The sequence below is a fragment of the Mesobacillus foraminis genome, from assembly GCF_004340465.1.
GTDB lineage: Bacteria > Bacillota > Bacilli > Bacillales > Cytobacillaceae > Mesobacillus_B > Mesobacillus_B foraminis.
The window spans coordinates 16,806-35,836 of sequence record NZ_SLVV01000020.1 but is presented as its reverse complement, the minus strand read 5'-3'; the positions used below and the strand labels follow the sequence as shown (position 1 = coordinate 35,836).

The 19,031-nt window shown below is 36.3% G+C and carries 15 protein-coding genes, 1 pseudogene and 1 riboswitch; of the genes and pseudogenes, 10 read left to right on the top strand and 6 right to left on the bottom strand.

Translation table 11 applies throughout. The features are described from left to right. The first annotated feature begins 2,933 nt into the window (after positions 1 to 2,933). On the top strand, positions 2,934 to 3,254 hold the full coding sequence (locus EV146_RS25240; RefSeq protein ID WP_121614488.1) for a PadR family transcriptional regulator: 321 nt from the start codon (positions 2,934 to 2,936) through the stop codon (positions 3,252 to 3,254). Positions 3,255 to 3,275: 21 nt separating this feature from the next. After that, positions 3,276 to 3,617 carry a DUF1048 domain-containing protein gene (locus EV146_RS25235; protein ID WP_132011424.1) on the top strand — a complete coding sequence of 114 codons (342 nt, stop codon included), beginning with the start codon at positions 3,276 to 3,278 and terminating at the stop codon, positions 3,615 to 3,617. 189 nt (positions 3,618 to 3,806) lie between these two features. On the opposite strand, the gene EV146_RS25230 is transcribed toward EV146_RS25235, so the two are convergent. Then, entirely contained in the window at positions 3,807 to 3,929 is a 123-nt protein-coding gene (locus tag EV146_RS25230) for an anti-repressor SinI family protein (protein WP_121614486.1), read from the bottom strand. A 26-nt stretch (positions 3,930 to 3,955) separates the two neighbouring features. Continuing rightward, positions 3,956 to 4,039, bottom strand: a riboswitch (cyclic di-GMP riboswitch). Between the two features lie 395 nt (positions 4,040 to 4,434). Here EV146_RS25230 and EV146_RS25225 point away from each other — a divergent pair. The 3 genes from EV146_RS25225 to EV146_RS25210 all read left to right on the top strand — a co-directional run bounded on the left by EV146_RS25225 (position 4,435) and on the right by EV146_RS25210 (position 7,618). Next, positions 4,435 to 5,730, top strand: coding sequence for an IS110 family RNA-guided transposase (locus EV146_RS25225; RefSeq protein ID WP_132011445.1), 1,296 nt, complete (start codon positions 4,435 to 4,437; stop codon positions 5,728 to 5,730). A gap of 1,017 nt (positions 5,731 to 6,747) precedes the next feature. Beyond that, a complete protein-coding gene (locus tag EV146_RS25215) occupies positions 6,748 to 7,050 on the top strand; it encodes a PadR family transcriptional regulator (RefSeq protein ID WP_121614481.1) in 303 nt (100 codons plus the stop codon). A gap of 1 nt (position 7,051) precedes the next feature. Then, positions 7,052 to 7,618: a DUF2812 domain-containing protein gene (locus EV146_RS25210; RefSeq protein ID WP_121614480.1), complete on the top strand. Its 567-nt coding sequence runs from the start codon at positions 7,052 to 7,054 to the stop codon at positions 7,616 to 7,618. A gap of 255 nt (positions 7,619 to 7,873) precedes the next feature. Here the strand turns inward: EV146_RS25210 and EV146_RS25205 are convergent, their stop codons facing one another. After that, entirely contained in the window at positions 7,874 to 8,233 is a 360-nt protein-coding gene (locus tag EV146_RS25205) for a winged helix-turn-helix transcriptional regulator (RefSeq protein ID WP_050614601.1), read from the bottom strand. 168 nt (positions 8,234 to 8,401) lie between these two features. Here EV146_RS25205 and EV146_RS25200 point away from each other — a divergent pair, with 168 nt between their 5' ends. From EV146_RS25200 to EV146_RS25180, 4 genes and pseudogenes are all read left to right on the top strand, one after another. Next, positions 8,402 to 9,148: an SDR family NAD(P)-dependent oxidoreductase gene (locus EV146_RS25200; protein ID WP_121614479.1), complete on the top strand. Its 747-nt coding sequence runs from the start codon at positions 8,402 to 8,404 to the stop codon at positions 9,146 to 9,148. A gap of 386 nt (positions 9,149 to 9,534) precedes the next feature. Further along, a pseudogene (locus EV146_RS28465) lies at positions 9,535 to 10,406 on the top strand (IS110 family transposase); the annotation flags it as partial. Between the two features lie 923 nt (positions 10,407 to 11,329). Then, positions 11,330 to 11,662: a chaperone CsaA gene (gene csaA / locus EV146_RS25185; protein WP_121614541.1), complete on the top strand. Its 333-nt coding sequence runs from the start codon at positions 11,330 to 11,332 to the stop codon at positions 11,660 to 11,662. A 324-nt stretch (positions 11,663 to 11,986) separates the two neighbouring features. After that, positions 11,987 to 12,817, top strand: a complete 831-nt coding sequence (locus tag EV146_RS25180; RefSeq protein WP_241994056.1) for an ATP-dependent DNA ligase — start codon at positions 11,987 to 11,989, stop codon at positions 12,815 to 12,817. Between the two features lie 232 nt (positions 12,818 to 13,049). On the opposite strand, the gene EV146_RS25175 is transcribed toward EV146_RS25180, so the two are convergent. The 3 genes from EV146_RS25175 to EV146_RS25165 form a co-directional block, all read right to left on the bottom strand. Beyond that, on the bottom strand, positions 13,050 to 13,316 hold the full coding sequence (locus EV146_RS25175; RefSeq protein WP_132011421.1) for a hypothetical protein: 267 nt from the start codon (positions 13,314 to 13,316) through the stop codon (positions 13,050 to 13,052). A 436-nt stretch (positions 13,317 to 13,752) separates the two neighbouring features. Then, complete coding sequence (locus EV146_RS25170; RefSeq protein WP_132011420.1) at positions 13,753 to 13,968, bottom strand: DUF3006 domain-containing protein; 216 nt, start codon at positions 13,966 to 13,968, stop codon at positions 13,753 to 13,755. After that, positions 13,965 to 14,798, bottom strand: coding sequence for a ComEC/Rec2 family competence protein (locus tag EV146_RS25165; RefSeq protein WP_132011419.1), 834 nt, complete (start codon positions 14,796 to 14,798; stop codon positions 13,965 to 13,967). The genes EV146_RS25170 and EV146_RS25165 overlap by 4 nt, the downstream gene beginning before the upstream one ends. Positions 14,799 to 15,423: 625 nt before the next feature. Here EV146_RS25165 and EV146_RS25160 point away from each other — a divergent pair. Next, positions 15,424 to 15,678 carry an AbrB/MazE/SpoVT family DNA-binding domain-containing protein gene (locus EV146_RS25160; RefSeq protein WP_121614475.1) on the top strand — a complete coding sequence of 85 codons (255 nt, stop codon included), beginning with the start codon at positions 15,424 to 15,426 and terminating at the stop codon, positions 15,676 to 15,678. Between the two features lie 241 nt (positions 15,679 to 15,919). Here the strand turns inward: EV146_RS25160 and EV146_RS25155 are convergent, their stop codons facing one another. Then, positions 15,920 to 17,146, bottom strand: a complete 1,227-nt coding sequence (locus EV146_RS25155) for a RepB family plasmid replication initiator protein (RefSeq protein WP_132011443.1) — start codon at positions 17,144 to 17,146, stop codon at positions 15,920 to 15,922. Positions 17,147 to 19,031: the final 1,885 nt, after the last annotated feature.

Genomic DNA, 19,031 nt, shown 5'->3' with positions numbered 1-19,031 from the left:
AATAATGATAATATTCTCGTTATTAATATCATCTACATCAATGTAATCATTCATGTTTATATCAAACAAACATAAATGTTGTTACTTATATTAATATAAACAATAACAATTACATTTTTGTTCTTGATATTGTTCTTGTTTGTGTTAAGAAAACATAAACGTTATTAAATACAATATTGTTAATAATAATGATACTATTCTTGTTATTAAAATCATGTACATCATTGGATTCATTAATGTTTATATCAAACAAACATAAACACTATTAAATATAGTAAAGTTAACAATAACAATAATATCTTTGTTCTTGATATTGTTCATATTATTGTAGTCATTTATGTTTAATTAATGTTAATAAGGCGAACTTAAAATGGAGGTACTTAGTAAAAAAATATTTTAGTTAATAATGTTAATATTAATATTAATTACCAAAACGTTTCGGAATTTAGGTTGTTCGAAGGGTTCTGAATCTATATTTCGTATGTTTCAAAACCTTCCGAATAGGCTTTGAAAACCCGTAGAGTGTTAAGTACCAACAGAAATACAATGGGAACTAAAAAAATTTAAAATGTTTGCGCAGTAATAAAGTTCGGCCTGTTCTGCGATTATAGGTAACAACATCAGGTATACCATTTAAGAACCAGGTATAATAAACACTATATTGAAACCTTTTTGTTTTTCAAACTTGGTATGTATATGAATAAGTTCATCTTGTTAGTAGGGCATACCCATTATAACAGAATTAAAATTTCTCTCTATCAATTATAAACACAAAGATGAATGTAATTTTATTTACTATACAGAACGATGAAGGTGTCCGATCATTAAACCTTTTAGATCCGAAAAAGATATAAGTTATAATCAGGTTGATTACTAATAATTCTTCGTTTTACCGGTCAAACCCAGAATAAAAAGTAATATAGATTTTGGAGTATATCTAGATTTATAAATACGGTCATTTTATTTTTTTTAGTGCGATTTCACCTGCACAGCTAATTTTCTACAGAGGCTGAGTAAATCCTAGTTCGATACTAATAAAAGAACATAAATCCAAGGTAACACTTCTTATGGATTATTGTTTCCTAATGTAAAAGGGTGGGGGAGCTTAAACACATCTATATTTCCCAAACTAGTTCCACAAAAGGGTATTTAACATGACTTATACTTGGACATTTTGATTTTCATATTTTTTAAAGAGTGCCGTGCTAATGGATATAAAAATTGTATGCTTTTGAATATATTTCAACTACTGTAATCGAAGATTCTGGTTATTATTAAAGAGCAATTAAAATAGTTATTATCTAGATTCTTGATGATAGTATTAAAAGGATTTACCTCTAAAAATTTGGAAGGGGGGATGTATGCTTATCCAATCTGTAGCAGATTTAAATAGTTATTTTGACTTTTTTATAATGCACGCCTTTTTATACACTTGAATAATAAATGTTATTATATTTATTAAGGAAAATATAAATATTATCATTAATAAAAATGAATATATTATTATTTTTCCCACCTGTAATTTAACGATATATTTAACACCAGGGTACAATTGATGACATTTTGAAAATAATAGAGTATAGGGAAGCATCTTAATTAAACACTAATGATTAAAAAAGGATAAAGCCAAAAAGCTCTGGGCAGCTTTCCCGTTTAACGGGGAAGGACAAAGTTTATAAAAAATTATTACTTGTTTTTGTGTTACCCCTACATATCACTTTCCCTCTAACTACAACTATAATGGTTTTCCAAATTAACAGATGCATTTCCAGGTAAATTAGCTCTTATATTGACAAAACTAAAGGCCCAATAACATCCGGTTTGAGTTATCATCTTTTTATGGAGGTGACCTTCTTGTTTAAACTTGAATTTATGGATAAAATGACGAATGAAATATTTAAAGTCTCCCCCTTAGCAAATGCAAAGATTATTGAATCAATTCGACTTAAGAGAAGGGGAGATCCTTACTTTTTTCGATAAAGAACTCCGTAAAATAAAATTTGTTAATCTAACATCTTTCATTAAAGAAAAGGATATGGGATTTCAATTGGTTTTTAAAGCTATACCTTCAGAGACAAACTAAACTTGTAATTATTTTGAACTTTTTAATGGCAGCTTTAGATGCTCGTAAGTAGAGAAGGGGAGGTCGTTCGGCAAGGATAAAAGTAGTTTCCTAGACACTTACGACTGTATTGAAAAAGAATTTGATAGAGACAAGCTTGGTTTCCAACTGGTGCAAGAGGTATAGATCCTGCTTTAATTAGTAGTTTTTTTTATAAAGCGAAGTGGGCTGGTTTGTGGAACAAGAAGTGGTCAGATACCCATTTATAGAGGGGAATTATGCTGCATGAGCTTGGTGTTGACCAAGTTGATAAGCTTATGGGAGTTAAAAATGAGTTTTGATTTCTTTCCTGTAATGAATCTTCATACAGAACATAGATCTTATTCTATTTTTAGAGTTGATCCAAGAGGATTAGCTCTTTTTTTGTACACTTTCTTTAGAACTATACTGTTGTTTTTAAAAAGGCAGTTGTTTAATGTACATTCATTTTTAGAAGCCTTGAAGGTAGCTTATTTTGTTAGGTCGAGACCGTTTGTACTATTAATCCTCTTTTTGTTTTTTAACCATGTAAGCCAGTCCAAGACAATGAGCGAGTTCTTGGTGTCAAACCCTTCACCAATTCTTTTTAAATTTTTTAGCTTTACTTTAGGAAAATAACGCGTGTGGTCTGGCTAGTGTCTAAGCTGTTAAATTTGATAAAACACCATTGAGGTTGTGATAAGGGCTTTTTTGACGTAATGTTTTATTGACAAGTGACGCTAATTGGTAATACTATATACCAGTAGTCAGTGGCACTAAATATCTGTAAAGCAGAATATCCTTGTTACCGAGTAATGAAAAAATGTAAGGAAAATATAAATGGAGGTAAATAATGGAAAACATTACGGAAATGCTGAAAGGGGTGCTTGAAGGTTGTGTGCTTGAAATCATCAGCCGCGGCGAAACTTACGGCTATGAAATCACCCAAAAACTGCGAGCACTCGGCTTCACTGATGTGATTGAAGGCACCGTCTATACGATTACGATGCGGCTTGAGAAAAACAACCTTGTGGACATCGAGAAAAAGCCATCTACTATGGGACCGCCGAGAAAATTTTACACACTCAACGCAGCAGGTAAAGAGCAGCTTAGAATTTTTTGGGAAAAATGGGGCTTCGTCTCAAGTAAAATTAACCAACTTAAGACTAAATAAAATCAAAAGGAGAGAAGTGAATTGAATATTTTTGAAAAAATTATTGGAAATCTGGATGACAAGCTGGAATGGAAAGCGATGGAAGCACGTGCTAAGGCTCTTCCAAGTGAGTACCGCAATGCTTATAAGGCTATCCAAAAATATATGTGGACTGCTGGTGTTGGTTCGACTGACTGGAAGGACAATAGCCGTATCTTTCAAGGCATTCTCGACCTTTTTGAGGAAGGAGCAGCGGAAGGCAAGAAAGTCACTGACCTTACGGGGGAGGACGTGGCTGCTTTCTGCGATGATCTAGTCAAGGATGAGAAAAGCTGGAGAGATAGGTATCGGAAGAAGTTAAACGATACCATTGGTCGTAGCTAACGATAAAGTGTTTATTTCAATGAATTCAATAAGTTAAAGGGTGACATCACCGTATAAAAATGATGCTTTTTCTTTTTAGTAAGTACCGAAGGTGAGTGTATTGACCATCGGTAAGAGGTTATTTAAAAACTTCTTTCTATTCATCGGCATTGATTTATGCATAAAAAAAAGACCACTTATGGTCCTATTTTACTTATTAAGAAAATCCCTAATTTTACTAGCTGGTATTCCTAATTCTAATGCTTCTCTAATAAGATCTACCCACTCACTATCTAGATCTTGTTCATTGAGGTGTATTTGATCCACAGCCATAAAATCCTCCTAAAATATGTACTATTTTAGGCAGCCCAGCCATCATAGTTTAATACCTTAGATCTGTAACTTTGCGTCCCGAACTTTCGAAAGGTTTGCCTTTTTCTAATTATTTTTCCTATATGAGAAAATTTTATAATAAATATCTCGATTTGCGAATATTTTTTACTCCTCAAATTTCGACAATAATTTAAAGGCAAATAGATTACCTACCAAATCATCAAAATGACTTCTATTACCAAAGTTATCTAGTTACTACTAGAACAACTGATTTATAAGCTATTTAGATAACATTACCATGTACTTTTATTTTCCAATAGCCAGAGCTATATTTATGAAATCACTGTGGTAATCCAGTCGACTTTTCTTATTTAGCTAACGGGGCAGCATTCCTGTAATGAAGGAAAATGGAGTTTGAACAAAAAAATAACCTCTTGGTAGAATGAGAGAGTCCTGAAGCCGGCAAGCAAAAGGGACAAATCTCTCAAAACCAGGAGGCTTTATGATGAATTATAACCAGAATAAGAAGATTGCTCAAATCACTTCTCAAACTCTTATTATAGGAGTCGATATTGCGAAGTTCAAGCATGTGGCACGTGCTCAAGACTTCAGGGGAATGGAGTTTGGATCTCCTTGTCAATTTGAAAATACAAAGGAAGGTATTGGGCATTTTCTAAAGTGGATTACGGAAATCAAAAAAGAACAGCGAATGGATAAAGTGATGGTTGGCATGGAGCCAACGGGCCACTATTGGTTTAACCTCGCTCATATTTTAAAAGAAAACGGGATTAAATTTGTCGCTGTAAACCCCTTGCACGTCAAGAAAAGCAAGGAGTTGGATGATAACTCACCTACCAAGAATGATGTGAAAGATGCAAAAGTCATAGCTCAGTTGGTCAAGGACGGAAGATACGCCGAACCTACGATACCGCAAGGTGTTTATGCAGAACTCCGTGTGGCAAAGAAAATACGCGATCTTTTAACAGAAGGCCTTCAAACGGTCCAAGGACAGGTACACAACTGGATTGACCGGTACTTCCCGGAATTTCTGAAGGTATTTAAGAAATGGGAAGGTAAGGCAGCTTTACAATTCTTAAAGCTCTATGCCTTACCCCATGAAATAGCTGAATTCACCGAAGAAGAGATGCTCGTCCATTTAAGAAAGTCCGTATCCCGTAGTGTTGGATTAAACAAGATCCGGGAGTTAAAGCAGGCAGCCAGTAAGTCCATCGGACTTCGACAAGGTGCTGAAATGGCCAGGCTTGAGCTTAAAACCATTTTGGCCAAGTATGAATTAATCCAGTCTCAATTCGAAGAATTGGATACAAAAATTGATGGTCTGCTTGATGAAATACCAGGTGTTCCTCAAATGTTAGCGATAAAAGGTGTGGGCAGGGATACAATTGCCGGCTTCTTCGCGGAAGTAGGGGATTTAGGCGAATACAATCATCCCCGGCAAATTATCAAATTGGCTGGCTTAAGCTTAAAAGAAAATACATCCGGCAAGCACAAAGGAAAAACGACCATCACAAAAAGAGGCCGGAAGAAACTAAGGGCCCTGTTATTCAGGGTTTGTATGATTCTCGTTGCGAAGAATTCCGCATTCAAGGCATTACATGCGTACTATACTCAACGTCCGGATAATCCATTAAAGAAGATGCAGTCCCTGATCGCTTTGTGTAATAAACTAATCCGGATTCTCTTCAGTATTGGTAAAAAGCAATTTGAATTTAATGAAGATAAGATGTTAAAGGATATTCCTCATTTGGCATTAGCCGAGAAGACGGAAATGGCAGCGTGACTCTGGTTTAGTGTAGAAAAGTAATAGTTCTTGTTTTATAGATTTTGGAGACATTTGAAGCACGGATTAGTCGGCAAAGCAACTAAATTACGGGCTTGGACCCTGTGGGGCAGCATGGCTGACATCCACCTCATGGAAAGGTTGGACGAAGGAATTTGAGAGCGAAGACTCTGTGAGGCATGGGAGGGTTGACCTCCATGAGAAATGTGGACTTCCACCAGTGCAGTCATATTTTTACCCGTCCACCAATTTTTGTAAGAGGTTGGTTAGTGGGTTAAAGCTCTTTTTTCTTTCAGAGTCCAAAAATATCCTTTCAAGAGAAGATCCTCCAATTATAAAGTCATTTACCGAAAGGTAAATAACTATGGAATTCTAAGAAAACATGAGTAAATCGGCGTTTTCGCTTCTTTTATTGAGGGAGTTTAGTTGAACAGAAATTGAAGCAAAAAACAGCAGCTTGTTAAGATGACATGTTGTTTTTTTATTTCTGAAACTGTATGTAGGTGCCTAATAATGCCTTGCTGTTTTGGAAATATTGCGTACCGGTTAGAAACTTTTAACTTTCTTTTTTTACGAAGAAAATTGTTTTTTTTTAAAGCTATTATTGCAACATATAAAATCATCACTATCCATAAATAAACTGCAGGAGTATTCTTTTTTAGAATGAATAATTAAGCTTTACTAATTAAAAATAGTTTAAATTGACACTGTTAAATCTTTTTAACGAATGGGAGTGTAAAGCCAATCCTTTTTTTGTTTAATCAACAAACATGGTAAATATTTAAAGAAAGATTTGTAACTACAGTTCACAATGGGTCTATTAATTAAATAAGACTACACCAAAAGTCGCTTTCCTTACGTAAGGGAAAAAGCGACTTTTTAAATCTCTCCTTGATTTCAACGCTTTACTTTAAGTTTCTTTGCCTAATTTCAAAAATATGGTTGACTATTCAGTTGAACTGAATTACATTATTATTAAGTTTAACTATATAGCTGAACTGAATAGGGGGTGAATGTATGAAACATAAATTATTACCGTTGTCTGAAACCATGCATTATATTTTATTAGCTCTGCGTGAGCCGCTCCATGGCTATGCCGTAATGCAGAAGATAGAAAAGATAAGTAACGGTACTGTTATTTTAGCAGCTGGTACATTATACGGTGCGATTGAAAACTTGAGTAAGCATGGTTGGATTGAACCTGTTGGAGATTCGGGTCGGAGAAAAGTTTATATGATAACTTCGGAAGGAAGCGCAATTTTGAAAGTGGAACAAAACAGGTTATTGCATATTTTATCCTTGTACGAAGGAAGTGAATAAAATGAAGAAGTTTAAGGTGTTTTTTGATATTGAAAAAGAGGAACAATGGCTGAACGAGCAATTACAAAAAGGCTATCGTTGTACAAATATTAGTGGATTCGGTATATATACTTTCGAAAAAACCGGCAAGAGATATGTGATGCGACTGGATTATCAAGATTATTTATCAAAGAAAAAGTCCAAAGATTACAAAGGGATTTATCAAGACTTCGGTTGGAGTTATATATATGGCTCATCTCTTGGTGGAATTAAATATTGGCAAAAAGTAATCGATAATCAAAATGAAATCTTCTCGGACCGCCAATCAATGAGTAATTATTATAAAAGACTGATGAGTTATTCATCTGGCTTAGGTTTATTGTTATTGTTTGTTTCATATATGCTTTACAAAGATTCAGGTTTATATTTAACCGAAGGTCTTTGGAATATGAAAGGTGCATTATTTTGGAAAGCATTTTTATTTGAAACACCATTTGCCCTTTTGAGGTTGATTCCCGCCATTATGGTTGTTTTCTTGGGTAGCAGTTTCTATAAAGCTTATCGAAAATATTCAAAATTAAAAGAATAATGAGGATAATGTATTCACTACAGTCAGGCGCTTTTCTTTAATGAGAAAGCGTCTATTTGAATGGAAAATTCAATTAAGGGATTGAGTTTTATAGGTGAGCAAAAGATCTAAAGTAGTCCTCCGTGTTTTAGGTAATGCTGTATTACATTATGTATATTATATCTTGATAGTGCGTTCAAGTATTCCTAAACCTTATTCTGAAGGTATTGATTAAGATGAATAATACCTTTAGATCTCTATGAAATTATATTATCTTTAATATGAAACTTGTTCTGGTTGTACAATTTCATATTCACCTTCTGCATACTCTTGCTCCGCATAATGGCCTCCCCATTGACAGAGCTCCTGCAAGATAGGTTTAAGAGATTCTCCAAGTTCAGTGGATGAATATTCAACCTTCGGCGGTACTTGATTATACATCTTTCTGCTTACAAGTCCACTAGCTTCAAGCTCTCTAAGTGTTTGAATCAGCATTTTCTGAGTTATATTTGGGATAATGCGCTTTAATTCACTCGTTCTCTTTGGTCCATTCATTAAAAAGTATAATACAAGGCCTTTCCATTTTCCGCCAATAACTTCCTTTGTCACTTCAAACCCACAGCTAAATTTTTTCATGTCTAAAGCTCTCCAATCCACATTTATTACTTTTTAGTTACTATATCACAAAAAAGTGGGTACTTCCGATAATGTGCTTACTGAAGGATACTATATCTTGTAAGTTGTTCTTCAAGTACTTAAAGGTACTAGAAATAAAATAAAATTAATTCTAAAGGAGTGTTAAGTATGGGTAAATTTGAAGGTAAAATAGCGCTTGTAACGGGTGGAACAAGTGGGATTGGTCTTGCTACAGCACAAAAATTTGTAAATGAAGGTGCATATGTTTATATCACGGGACGTAGACAAAACGAACTTGATAAAGCTGTCAACCAAATTGGCAAGAAAGTAACCGGTGTTCAAGGTGATATTTCTAAGCTTGAAGACTTAGACAAACTATATGACATTATAAATCAGGAAAAAGGTAAGTTGGATATTCTTTTTGCTAATGCAGGCATCGGCAACTTCCTTCCATTAGGTGAAATTACTGAAGAGCAGGTTGATAGAACGTTCGATATTAACGTTAAAGGAACCATCTTTACTGTTCAAAAAGCGTTATCACTATTCCCGGACAAAGTAGGTTCTATTATTGTAACGGGCTCTACTGCTGGATCAATTGGCAACCCAGCGTTTAGTGTATATGGAGCATCTAAAGCAGCATTAAGAGCACTAGTTCGCAACTGGATTCTTGACCTAAAAGGTACTGAAATCCGTGTAAATGTCGTTAGTCCAGGAGGTATTCTTACACCTGCATACGATGAGCTTTTTGGTGATGCACTTGAAGAGGTACTGGAAAATAGCAGAAATACTGTTCCAGCTGGAAAAATTGGGACACCTGAAGAAGTAGCAAACGCTGTATCTTTCCTTGCTTCAGACGAAAGCAGTTACTTGACGGGTGTTGAATTGTTCGTAGATGGCGGGCTAGCACAGGTATAATTTAACTGCGCAGAGTTTAGTCCCCAAAAAAAGGATAATGGGGATTTACTTGAAGAAGCCGTATAAAAAGTCGTTTTCCTTAAAGGACAGGGAATTCGACTTTTTTATGTTTGAATTTGATTAACGTTGTAAATTCGCATTTTCCTGGGGCTCCACTAAATGACCTGTAAAAAAATTACTTTGTGAATAAATGTACTTAAAGTAACGGGTGCAAGAGTTAAAGAACCGGCTGCTGTCCAGCCGGTATTTTTCTTATTCAATTAAAGGGGCAGCATTCCTGTAATAACTGAAAATGCGGTTTGAATGAAAAAAGACCTCTTGATAAGATGAATGTGTCCTGAGCTGGCCAGCTAAAAGGGACAGAACATCTACTCGGAGGTCTTACCATGAATTATAACCAAAATCATAAAATAGCTCAAATTACATCTAATACCCTAATAATCGGGATTGATATTGCCAAGCATCATCATGTAGCTAGAGCACAGGATTATCGTGGGATGGAGCTTGGATCTACTTGCTTTTTTGATAATACCCAAGAAGGATTTAGGGCATTTATTAATTGGATTCATCAAATAAAAGAGTCATACGAAATGGAGTCTGTCATTACTGGAATGGAGCCAACAGGCCATTATTGGCTTAATTTAGCTCATATTCTAAAGGAGGAACAGATTAAATTCGTAACGGTCAACCCTTTACATGTCAAGCATAGTAAGGAGCTAGACGATAACTCTCCAACAAAAAATGATGTAAAAGACGCAATAGTCATTGCACAACTAGTTAAAGATGGTAGAAACGCGGAACCAACAATACCACAAGGAGTTTTCACGGACCTACGTGTGGCGAAGAAATTACGCATTTATTAAATGTAGACTTACAAATTGTGCAGGGACAAGGTACACAACTGGATTGATCGATACTTTCCAGAGTTCTTTACCGTTTTTAAAAGTTGGGAAGGGAAGGCAGCTCTTCATTTATTAAAGCTTGAAGCATTACTGAATTGGTGAGATATACAGACGTTGAATTACTAGAATACCTTAGGCAAGCAGTGAAACGTAGTATAGGCATAAAGAAGATTCAGGCCTTAAAGGAAGCAGCCAATCGGTCGATTGGCATTCGTCAGGGCGCCATGATGGCTAAAATGGAATTAAGAGCGTTAATTCAAAAGTATGAACTCATTCACGCCAAGTTCGAAGAGCTTGACCAAACTCTGGATACACTCCTTCAGGATATTCCAGGCGTTGATCAAATGATGGACATATAATAAGCTTATACGCATTCTCTTTTCTACCGGAAAGAAACAGTTGGAAGAGAAGATGTTGAAGGATATCCCCCATATGCATGCATTTATTCAAGAACCAATAGCAGCTTAATCACTATAAAACTGACTTTTAACAAATAGATTTGGACGGTTAAACAGACAAGATCAGCATGGGATTAGTCGGCAACGCAACTAACGTTAGGACCTAGATCCTGTGGGGCAGCATGACCGACATCCACCTTATGGAAAGGTTGAACGAAGGAATGTAGGAGCGAAGACTCTGTGAGACTTGGGAGGGTAGACCCCCATAAGATATGTGGATATCCATTGGTGCGTATATACCTATTTATCCAACTTTGGAAATTAACCGAAGGTTGGCTAGTTTCTTGCGCTCATTTTCTTCGTAAACTGCTTGATTGTGTTCTTTTCGTACTGATCAACTCTATAAAATTAAACAAGTTGGATAGCGATATTGAGAAAAACTGCGTATTTAAGAGATAAGTGTTTGTTTATTGAGGGAGTTTAGTTTAACAAGATAAAGGGAAAATACAGGTAATTTTATTAAGGTGGTGACTATATGCCACTTAATTGGAATACAATTGGACTTGCGATTATTTCTTGTTTCCTAATTAGCTTCGCTATTTATGGGGCTTATTAATTTCCTTTATATAGGGTATTATTTTGGTTATGTTCAGTCATTTTTATGATTGTATACGGAGGTATTCTCATATCTATTTTCTTTGCGAATCGCTGAGTAGGACTTTCAGGTTGCGAATTTAGGCAGCCTCTTTTTATTGTGCTAAAGGGGCAGGTTATTTCAAGAAGGAATAACGAATGTTGATGTGGAAATATTAAGTTAATTGGGGGATTTTAGGGATAAACAATGAATTTTATTTATTTTTTTGGAGGTTATTATTTTGTCCATAACAACGATTGAGGATTTTCAAAAGCTAGATATTCGTATTGGTACTGTAATAAGTGCTGAACCTTTTCCAGAGGCTCGTAAGCCAGCAATTAAACTAGAGATTGATTTTGGTAAACAATTAGGAATTAAACAATCTAGTGCACAAATAACAAAAAGGTACACTACAGAGACAATAATAGGTTGTCAAGTAGTCGCAGTTGTAAATTTTCCCCCTCGTCGAATTGCAGGATTCAAATCTGAAGTACTAGTTATCGGTGGCATTCCAGAAGAGGGTGATGTAGTGCTCTTAAAGCCCGATGAGCCTGTTAAAAATGGTACACCGATTGCCTAAGTATGATCCTGGTAATGTTCCAACCACGTGGTGAAAGAAGAAGAATAGCCCTCCACTTAAGGTGTTAAGCATTTTAGATTGTGAAGAAGTGTACTTAAAGTAACGGGGCTTTAGTTCAATAAGGAATTTAATATACCGTTCTTGATCCCATTTATTCATCATAAACAATCTCGTAAGTTGATCAATATATCCCAAGGGCTTAACCACATTTACAAACACTGCTAGCTAAGGAGATTAAACCGTTTTACTTCCATCAATCTACTAGTCAACGACAATAGTACATCAGTCCTTTGCCATGATAACATATGGTATAGGAAGGTGATTATGTTGACGTTTGTTTCTCCCATGCTTTTACACAAATCTGAGCAGCCATTTGATTCCGAGGATTACATCACCGAACTGAAACTCGATGGCATCCGTTTAATATATTCAGTGGACGAAAAAGGGAAGGTCCACTTATATTCCCGACATCATAATGACATTACATCTAAATTCCCCGAACTCCATTCGCTCGGGTTGCCTCCTGGCACCGTACTAGATGGCGAGCTAATCGTCTCCGGTACAAAAGGTAACCCCGATTTTGAAGCGATCATGAGCCGGTTCATGAGCAATAAAGATCAAACACCGGTCTGTTTCGTTGCTTTTGATGTGATCCAGCATAAAGGCCAGCGGGTTACTGGTCTGCCGTTGATCGAGAGGAAGGGGATACTAAGTGAGTTGATACCAACGGATTCTGCCTCCCTCGCTAAGGTGCAGTTTATTGAAGGTCATGGAGCCGCTTATTTTAAGGCGGTTAAAGATCAGAACTTAGAAGGAATCGTCTTAAAGCGTAAAGATTCAAGGTACCAAACCGGAAGACGATCGCATGACTGGCTAAAAGTCATCAACTACCAATACATCGAGGTCTCGGTAATTGGGTACAGAAAGCAACCAAAGAATTTCGGCTTGCTGCTAGCCGATTCAGATGGGAAATATATGGGGGTATTGGAACTTGGATTGCCTCCAAGGGAAAAAGCCAAGGTTTATCAAGCACCTGTGTTAAAGGAAATAGGTGATACTTCCTATATTGCTCCAGTTGGTGTGCTCGTGAAATTCCGTAATTATACCAAAGCGGGGTTGTTACGTCTGCCAAGTTTTGTGGAATGGTTAACATAACTTTTTAAAAAAAGGCTATCCACCTTTATTAAAGTGGAAAGCCTTTTACAACCGTCTTCGAATAAGGAAACCTCACGAAAATGCTTTATAGCATCATTTAGATAGTGCCGCTTTCCATTATAAGTTATGTATAAACAAGCCTTTTGTTGTACTTATAGTCACAGGTACATATGGCGAAAACATAAATTTTACGTTTATAAAAACGACTTTCTAATCATGAAATGGACAGACCTTACTCACTGAGCGGGGAATTTTCCATTTCTCTAACCAAATTTGTTATATCTTGATTACCATCGATAATAACCTCTACCAATCCTTCATAATTAACCTGCCTCTTGATCTCCTGTAACCATTCTATTGCTACCTGTTCCGGTTTTCTCCTTTTCAATGGAAAGGTACCACCCTGGGTGACGATACCAGCTGGAGAATTGTATCTAATTAGGATGGAGATATTCATGAAATCATTCCTTTTTGATAAAGATGTTATTGCATCCATCAATAGTATAACCCTTTTAAAAGTTATGAAGTAGGTATGGTCCTGTAAGTTTGAATGGTCAGATTTTAAGGGTAAACTACTAAAGACCCCTCCGGGTCCAGCATCAATCGGCGCGGTGGCCAAATGCTATCGTACCCTTTTATGATGCAATAGACGTATTGAACCCCTGGTTATCCACTAACCAGGGGGTTCCCATATGCTCGAAGGAGAAACAAACCTTCACTGTCAATCTCACGAGTCCTCCGCGAGGATACAATCCTTGCAAAGGAAAATATCCTTCGGTAGTCACCTTTGACTAGGTAACTCGATGGTTAGAGGTGGTGGTGTCGGGGTTAGTCTTTGAATATAAAAAATTGTTATAGTTACATTTAAAAATGTCCCATCATGTGTATGCCGTTGGCCAAATAAAAAATCCCTTCTCATTCGAGAAGGGATTGATTTAATCTTCCCATACATCCTTCATCAGGTCTTCTATTTCTTTTCGAAGCTTTTCAGTTTCATCTTTTGGGACTTTTACCATATCACCATGAATCTCAACGACATCGCCGACAACGGCCTTATCCGGAAAGATGGATCTTGGGAAATCCTTCGTTTTCCCATCCACTTCAATAACAGCTACATCTCCTTCAAAACGATCAATAATCCCTTTAATCATTTGATTTTCTTCACTGTCATTTTTGTTCCATCGGTGGTAAATAGGATGTTCTTATCCTTATCTGTCCGGTAGGTCGTAACCTTAGCTGATTTCAGTCTATTAACAACGGTACTGGTAGGATGACCGTAATTGTTCTTACCAACGCTAAGAACAGCATATTGCGGCTTGACGGCCTTCAGGAATTCAGCGCTTGTTGAGGTTTTTGCCCCGTGATGTCCAACTTTGAGCACATTTGCCTGAAGCTTTTGTTTCGATTTAATCATATCTTTTTCGGATTGAAGTTCTGCATCACCCGTAAACAGGAAGGATTTCTTCCCATATTGAAGGCGCAGAACCGCACTCCAATTATTCAAATCACTTTTGGCATACGTTTTAACCGGCGCTACAAACACGGCATTCACTCCCTTCAAGGAAAGCTTCACACCTTTTTGGGCCGTTTTGATTTTTACACCTTCACGCTTGACCGCAAGTAGGAAGTCCTTAAACGCTTGTGTTGTATGTTGCACCTTGGGAGCGTACACTGATTTAACCTTGTAAGCCTTCAGTACTTCGTCCAGTCCCCCAACATGGTCAGCATCGGGATGCGTTGAAATCATGACTTCGATATCTTTTACCTTTTGTTTCTTCAAGTATGAAACCACATCACTGCCATCCTTATTCCCGGCATCGATTAGTATGTCGTCTCCTGCTGCGGTTTTGATGTAAATGGAGTCTCCTTGCCCAACATTTATGAAATGAACAGTAAGGTTCTTGGATGCAGCAGAACTCGGTGTTGCAGAAACACTTGTGGTTAGCAATAACACAACAAAAAGCGATTTTATTATTTTCATTTTCTCATCCTCCAATAGGTAATATTACACCGTATATTGGAATTTAGCTACCATTTCTTTTATAAAATGTACGTTTCTGTTATGTCTGTCCCATTGTTGAAATGCTCATAATTCAATCGGACTAGCATCCTTTAGTTAAGTAGGGTAGTTACGTGGTTCATAAGACCGTTAGGAATGTCTTCCCATAGAAATAGTAGGGGTTAGAAATCTATCAAAACACTAATTGGGATTTAAGGTCATTGGATTGTCGTTCAAACGAAGGAATGGTAGGGGGATTGTCTCTATTTAATCAATAAGAACCCGTAGAAGGCCAAGATATTACAATTACATTTCATTCGGATAGAGGGGAGTGTATTCATATTCAACAGGTATGCCAATTAAAGTTACACAAGACCAAGAGGAATTCAATCAATGTTTTTAATAGAAGGTCGTTCGTAACCCGTACTACAAAAGTTTATAGGAACCTACCGTACATATAAAAAAGCTTTCATTCCTGATCTTCCAACTCTAACAGCCCAAAAGTCAGTAAAAATTATTAATACAAGGGCAAAGTTTTACAGTACCCCCCATAAAATGACATATTCCTACGAATGGGTATAATAGACTAAAGGTGGAGGGTTATCTAATGGCTAAATCAACGGGTGTGGTACGGAGGGTAGACGAACTAGGGAGGATTGTAATCCCGATGGAATTAAGACGAACCATGGATATTGCGGAAAAAGATCCACTTGAGATCCTAGTGGAAGGTGATCATATCATCTTGAAAAAATATGCAATAAGCTGTACGTTTTGTGGCGAACAAGATGACTTAATAGAATACAAGGAAAAGCGCATATGTGAAGCCTGCGCCAAATCCCTCAGACAGAAGGCAGCCAAATAAGGCTGCTTTTTTGATAGGACCAGAAAACAAATTTTTTGAGTAATTTGTGTTATCCTTACACAATGCAAATCTAACTACCAAACAATGCAGGAATATAAAAATAACGCAGTTGAATACAACATCCAACAGCGTTATAGTCATTGCCATATTCTAATGAGCCGTGCCCATTTTTACACACCAAAAAAGTTATACTTCCTTATTTTTAAATTATGATGAAAAACCAACACCAAAATTGTTATATTTATGATTTAAACTCTAGGAGCTCTTTTGCTAATCTTTTTTGTTCCTCCTCGAATTCTGCGTCCGATATCTCAATTGTATCCGTTTCCTGGATATCGAGAATTTCATAGAGGTTCGATTTTAAAAGTTCAAATTGATGTAACGCTTCATCGTAATCAACATTAAAATGTTTCTGTAATTCCTCGATGGCCATTTGTTTTACAAACCAATTAGGCATCGGTCCCTTTGATTTACGCAGATGAGAAATCAAGTGAGTCAAAAGACCGTCATTTTCCGCTGCAGTAGCCTTTTCCCGTTCGTTAGAGGATGAAGCATTCAAAACGGCTGTTATGTATCCCACTGGATTGTCGATGTCGGTTCTCTCCTGAATCTTCTCCATCAAGGCCAATACATTATCTTGTCCATGTTTTTCCCAGGATCTGATGATTTCATCAGATAATTGAATCCCCATTTTCATTCCAAGCTTTTTTACCTGCTGAATAAACAAACTCGGAAGCTGAAATTCTTGTAGATTATCTTCGAATAGGGACAACTGTTGATTGCCCTTTTTCTTTGATGATTTGATCAGGAACTTGATTTTGGTTACTTTCCTGCCCGTCTTGACTTCCTCAATATCGAACATGATATCAGTCTTTTTCTTCAACTCTTTCTGTGCCGGTACCAAAACGCGCTGCTTGAAGTTCCCATAGGCAGGATATACATCCTCCGCCCCAAGCATCTTTCTAAGATCCGTGATCAAGAATGTCCTTTCCTGCAGCTTTTCGTATTGTTTCAAGAGCTCATATATTCGGATGGCATAGGAACTTTTGAGTTTCACCACATTTTCTAGCTTGTAACTTGTAAACTCCTTTTTCAGCTCCAGAAGATAGGGGCGTAAAAAAGGGTCAAAACGTATATCGATGGTTCCTTCGGTTTCGTTATAAGCCACGTAGCTTAACCAGGCCACTTGGATGACCTTCTTCTGAATCCTTAACTCGAAGACCTTCTGCATCAATTCCTTCGTGGTTTGACGTAATTCCGAATACTTGGGGGTCCCCTTAAGTCCTAGGAGCTTATTAAACTCCTTAATCGGCAATGTATAGGTCTTGAAGTCAGAATCGGTCGGCTGGATGTTACTGGCTAAGCAAAGTATGATTTTCTGTTCCACAACGCCAAGTTTGTAATTTGCCTCAATGAGCATGTTCGACTTCGTAACCAGGTTCTCTTCCTTCGCCTCGATCACATGCATGACTGTCACCAGAAAATCCCTCCTTATATCCCTCATTATGACAAATTCCGAACTATAACGGAAGGATTTTCTTGTTATCTTTTTATTTTTTTTTGAAGCCGCACCATTTTTGTTATTGTTGGCACCAAATCTGTTATAGAAGCACCATTTTTGTTATTGTTGACACCAAATATGTTATAGTCACACTATTTATTTTACTCTCACCAAATAAGCTATAGTAGCACCATTTTTGTTATGGTCACACCAAATATGTTATGGTGGCACCATTTTTGTTATAGCCACACCAAATAAGTTATAGTTTTACCGTTCTTTTTCCTAGTACACCCACTATGTTTTTGCAACACCCACCTTGTTATAGTCCTATCTGCACCATTTTTGTTATGTTTAATGGCACCAAATATGTTATGGAAGCACCAAAAACGTTATATCGGCACCATCCCTGTTATATTTCGCACCATTTTCGTTATTTTAATCGCACCAGAAACGTTATAATTCAAACCAGAAACGTTATAATTAGCACCAGAAACGTTATGATTAACACCATATTTGTTATAGTAATACCCCTTGAAGCCTTGGTATAACTAGTTTAATAGAGCCCGAAAACAAATAAATCATTTAAAACACTTAAAACAATTATTGTAAAACACATAAACAAGGTGTGTGTTACAATCACACCGCAATAAATCACCCTAAAACAGAACGTAACCAATTTTGTTATGATTGGATAAACCCTTGATAATAAAGTATTACGTCAATTGGAGATTGATTATGCGTGTTTTATATCGGTTGTGGAGAATAAATGTGTCATTATTTTCGCATATATATCCCTTTGAATTTATCTAAAATAGTGTGCACCCAAAAAGTGTATGTACAAAATTACTAGATTCGTGGAAAGTAAAAACTATAACATACCTTTAACTTTAAGATAGCAGAAGGAAAAATCTCATTTAGGTTATATTAAGAGATCCCCAAATTTACCTATTACATTCAAAGGCTCTATTTGTAATTAAAAAAGATTGAAATCAGAAAGATTATGAATTCAAATGGAGAAAAAAGCCGGGGATTGGAAAATTAAAAATCAGAACAGGGAGCAATAGATCAATTTATTAAAATTTAGAGGTTAACGGCTGAAAAGCGTTAATTGTGTATGACGATGGATATATCCCCTTAGGAAAATAGAAACCGATCTTTTTAGGAGAATCTTTAGTTCAGCATTCCTGTTTTTGCTTCCTTAATAATTCAGACCAGCGGGAAGCAGAAGTAAGAGCATTATTAAAGCATATCGTACCCAATAGAAATACTAAAAGACACTTTGTTGAGGTTTGGGAGCAATTAAAGCCACGGGAGGATTAGATGTAACAACTTCTTTCTTCCCACCATCTGTCATTATAAACAAAATTAAAAGAATGACCGTTACAGCAGCTACCTAAAAGTTTAAGGTTATATTACATCGCTCCCTCAATCTAATAAGTATTCCTATCATCATATTATTTCTTTTCAATGTTAACTAGTGGCAATAAGGTAAATGATTAAAAACCCGATCACAAGAGTACGGAAATTAAAGGTTGAACTTATCAATAATGCTAAGTTCGACCCTTTTCCTATTTTTGTTTGTGTTCATCCAGTTAAACAGTGTGATAAAACTCAATTTTTTAATGGGGATTAACGATTTTCTAGTAATTCTTAAATAGAACCCCTGATACAGTCGACACCATCTTTTCTATCCCTTTATCAGGTAAGTTTACAATAAAAGGTGGTTTATTTTATAAGAACCATATTACACCAAAGTTTATGGACTCAGGAACCTTCAAAAAAAATGAATACCAATCCATAAATTAAAACAATTTATATTGCGGGAGATCACTCCTTATAATACACCCAAAAG

Excerpts from the sequence above, each read along its gene's own strand:
- EV146_RS25240 (WP_121614488.1), top strand. The coding sequence starts at position 2,934 with ATGGAAAACATTACGGAAATGCTGAAAGGGGTGCTTGAAGGTTGTGTG.
- EV146_RS25230 (WP_121614486.1), bottom strand. The coding sequence starts at position 3,929 with ATGGCTGTGGATCAAATACACCTCAATGAACAAGATCTAGATAGTGAG.
- EV146_RS25225 (WP_132011445.1), top strand. The coding sequence starts at position 4,435 with ATGAATTATAACCAGAATAAGAAGATTGCTCAAATCACTTCTCAAACT.
- EV146_RS25215 (WP_121614481.1), top strand. The coding sequence starts at position 6,748 with ATGAAACATAAATTATTACCGTTGTCTGAAACCATGCATTATATTTTA.
- EV146_RS25210 (WP_121614480.1), top strand. The coding sequence starts at position 7,052 with ATGAAGAAGTTTAAGGTGTTTTTTGATATTGAAAAAGAGGAACAATGG.
- EV146_RS25205 (WP_050614601.1), bottom strand. The coding sequence starts at position 8,233 with ATGAAAAAATTTAGCTGTGGGTTTGAAGTGACAAAGGAAGTTATTGGC.
- EV146_RS25200 (WP_121614479.1), top strand. The coding sequence starts at position 8,402 with ATGGGTAAATTTGAAGGTAAAATAGCGCTTGTAACGGGTGGAACAAGT.
- EV146_RS25180 (WP_241994056.1), top strand. The coding sequence starts at position 11,987 with ATGTTGACGTTTGTTTCTCCCATGCTTTTACACAAATCTGAGCAGCCA.
- EV146_RS25170 (WP_132011420.1), bottom strand. The coding sequence starts at position 13,968 with ATGATTAAAGGGATTATTGATCGTTTTGAAGGAGATGTAGCTGTTATT.
- EV146_RS25165 (WP_132011419.1), bottom strand. The coding sequence starts at position 14,798 with ATGAAAATAATAAAATCGCTTTTTGTTGTGTTATTGCTAACCACAAGT.
- EV146_RS25160 (WP_121614475.1), top strand. The coding sequence starts at position 15,424 with ATGGCTAAATCAACGGGTGTGGTACGGAGGGTAGACGAACTAGGGAGG.
- EV146_RS25155 (WP_132011443.1), bottom strand. The coding sequence starts at position 17,146 with ATGCATGTGATCGAGGCGAAGGAAGAGAACCTGGTTACGAAGTCGAAC.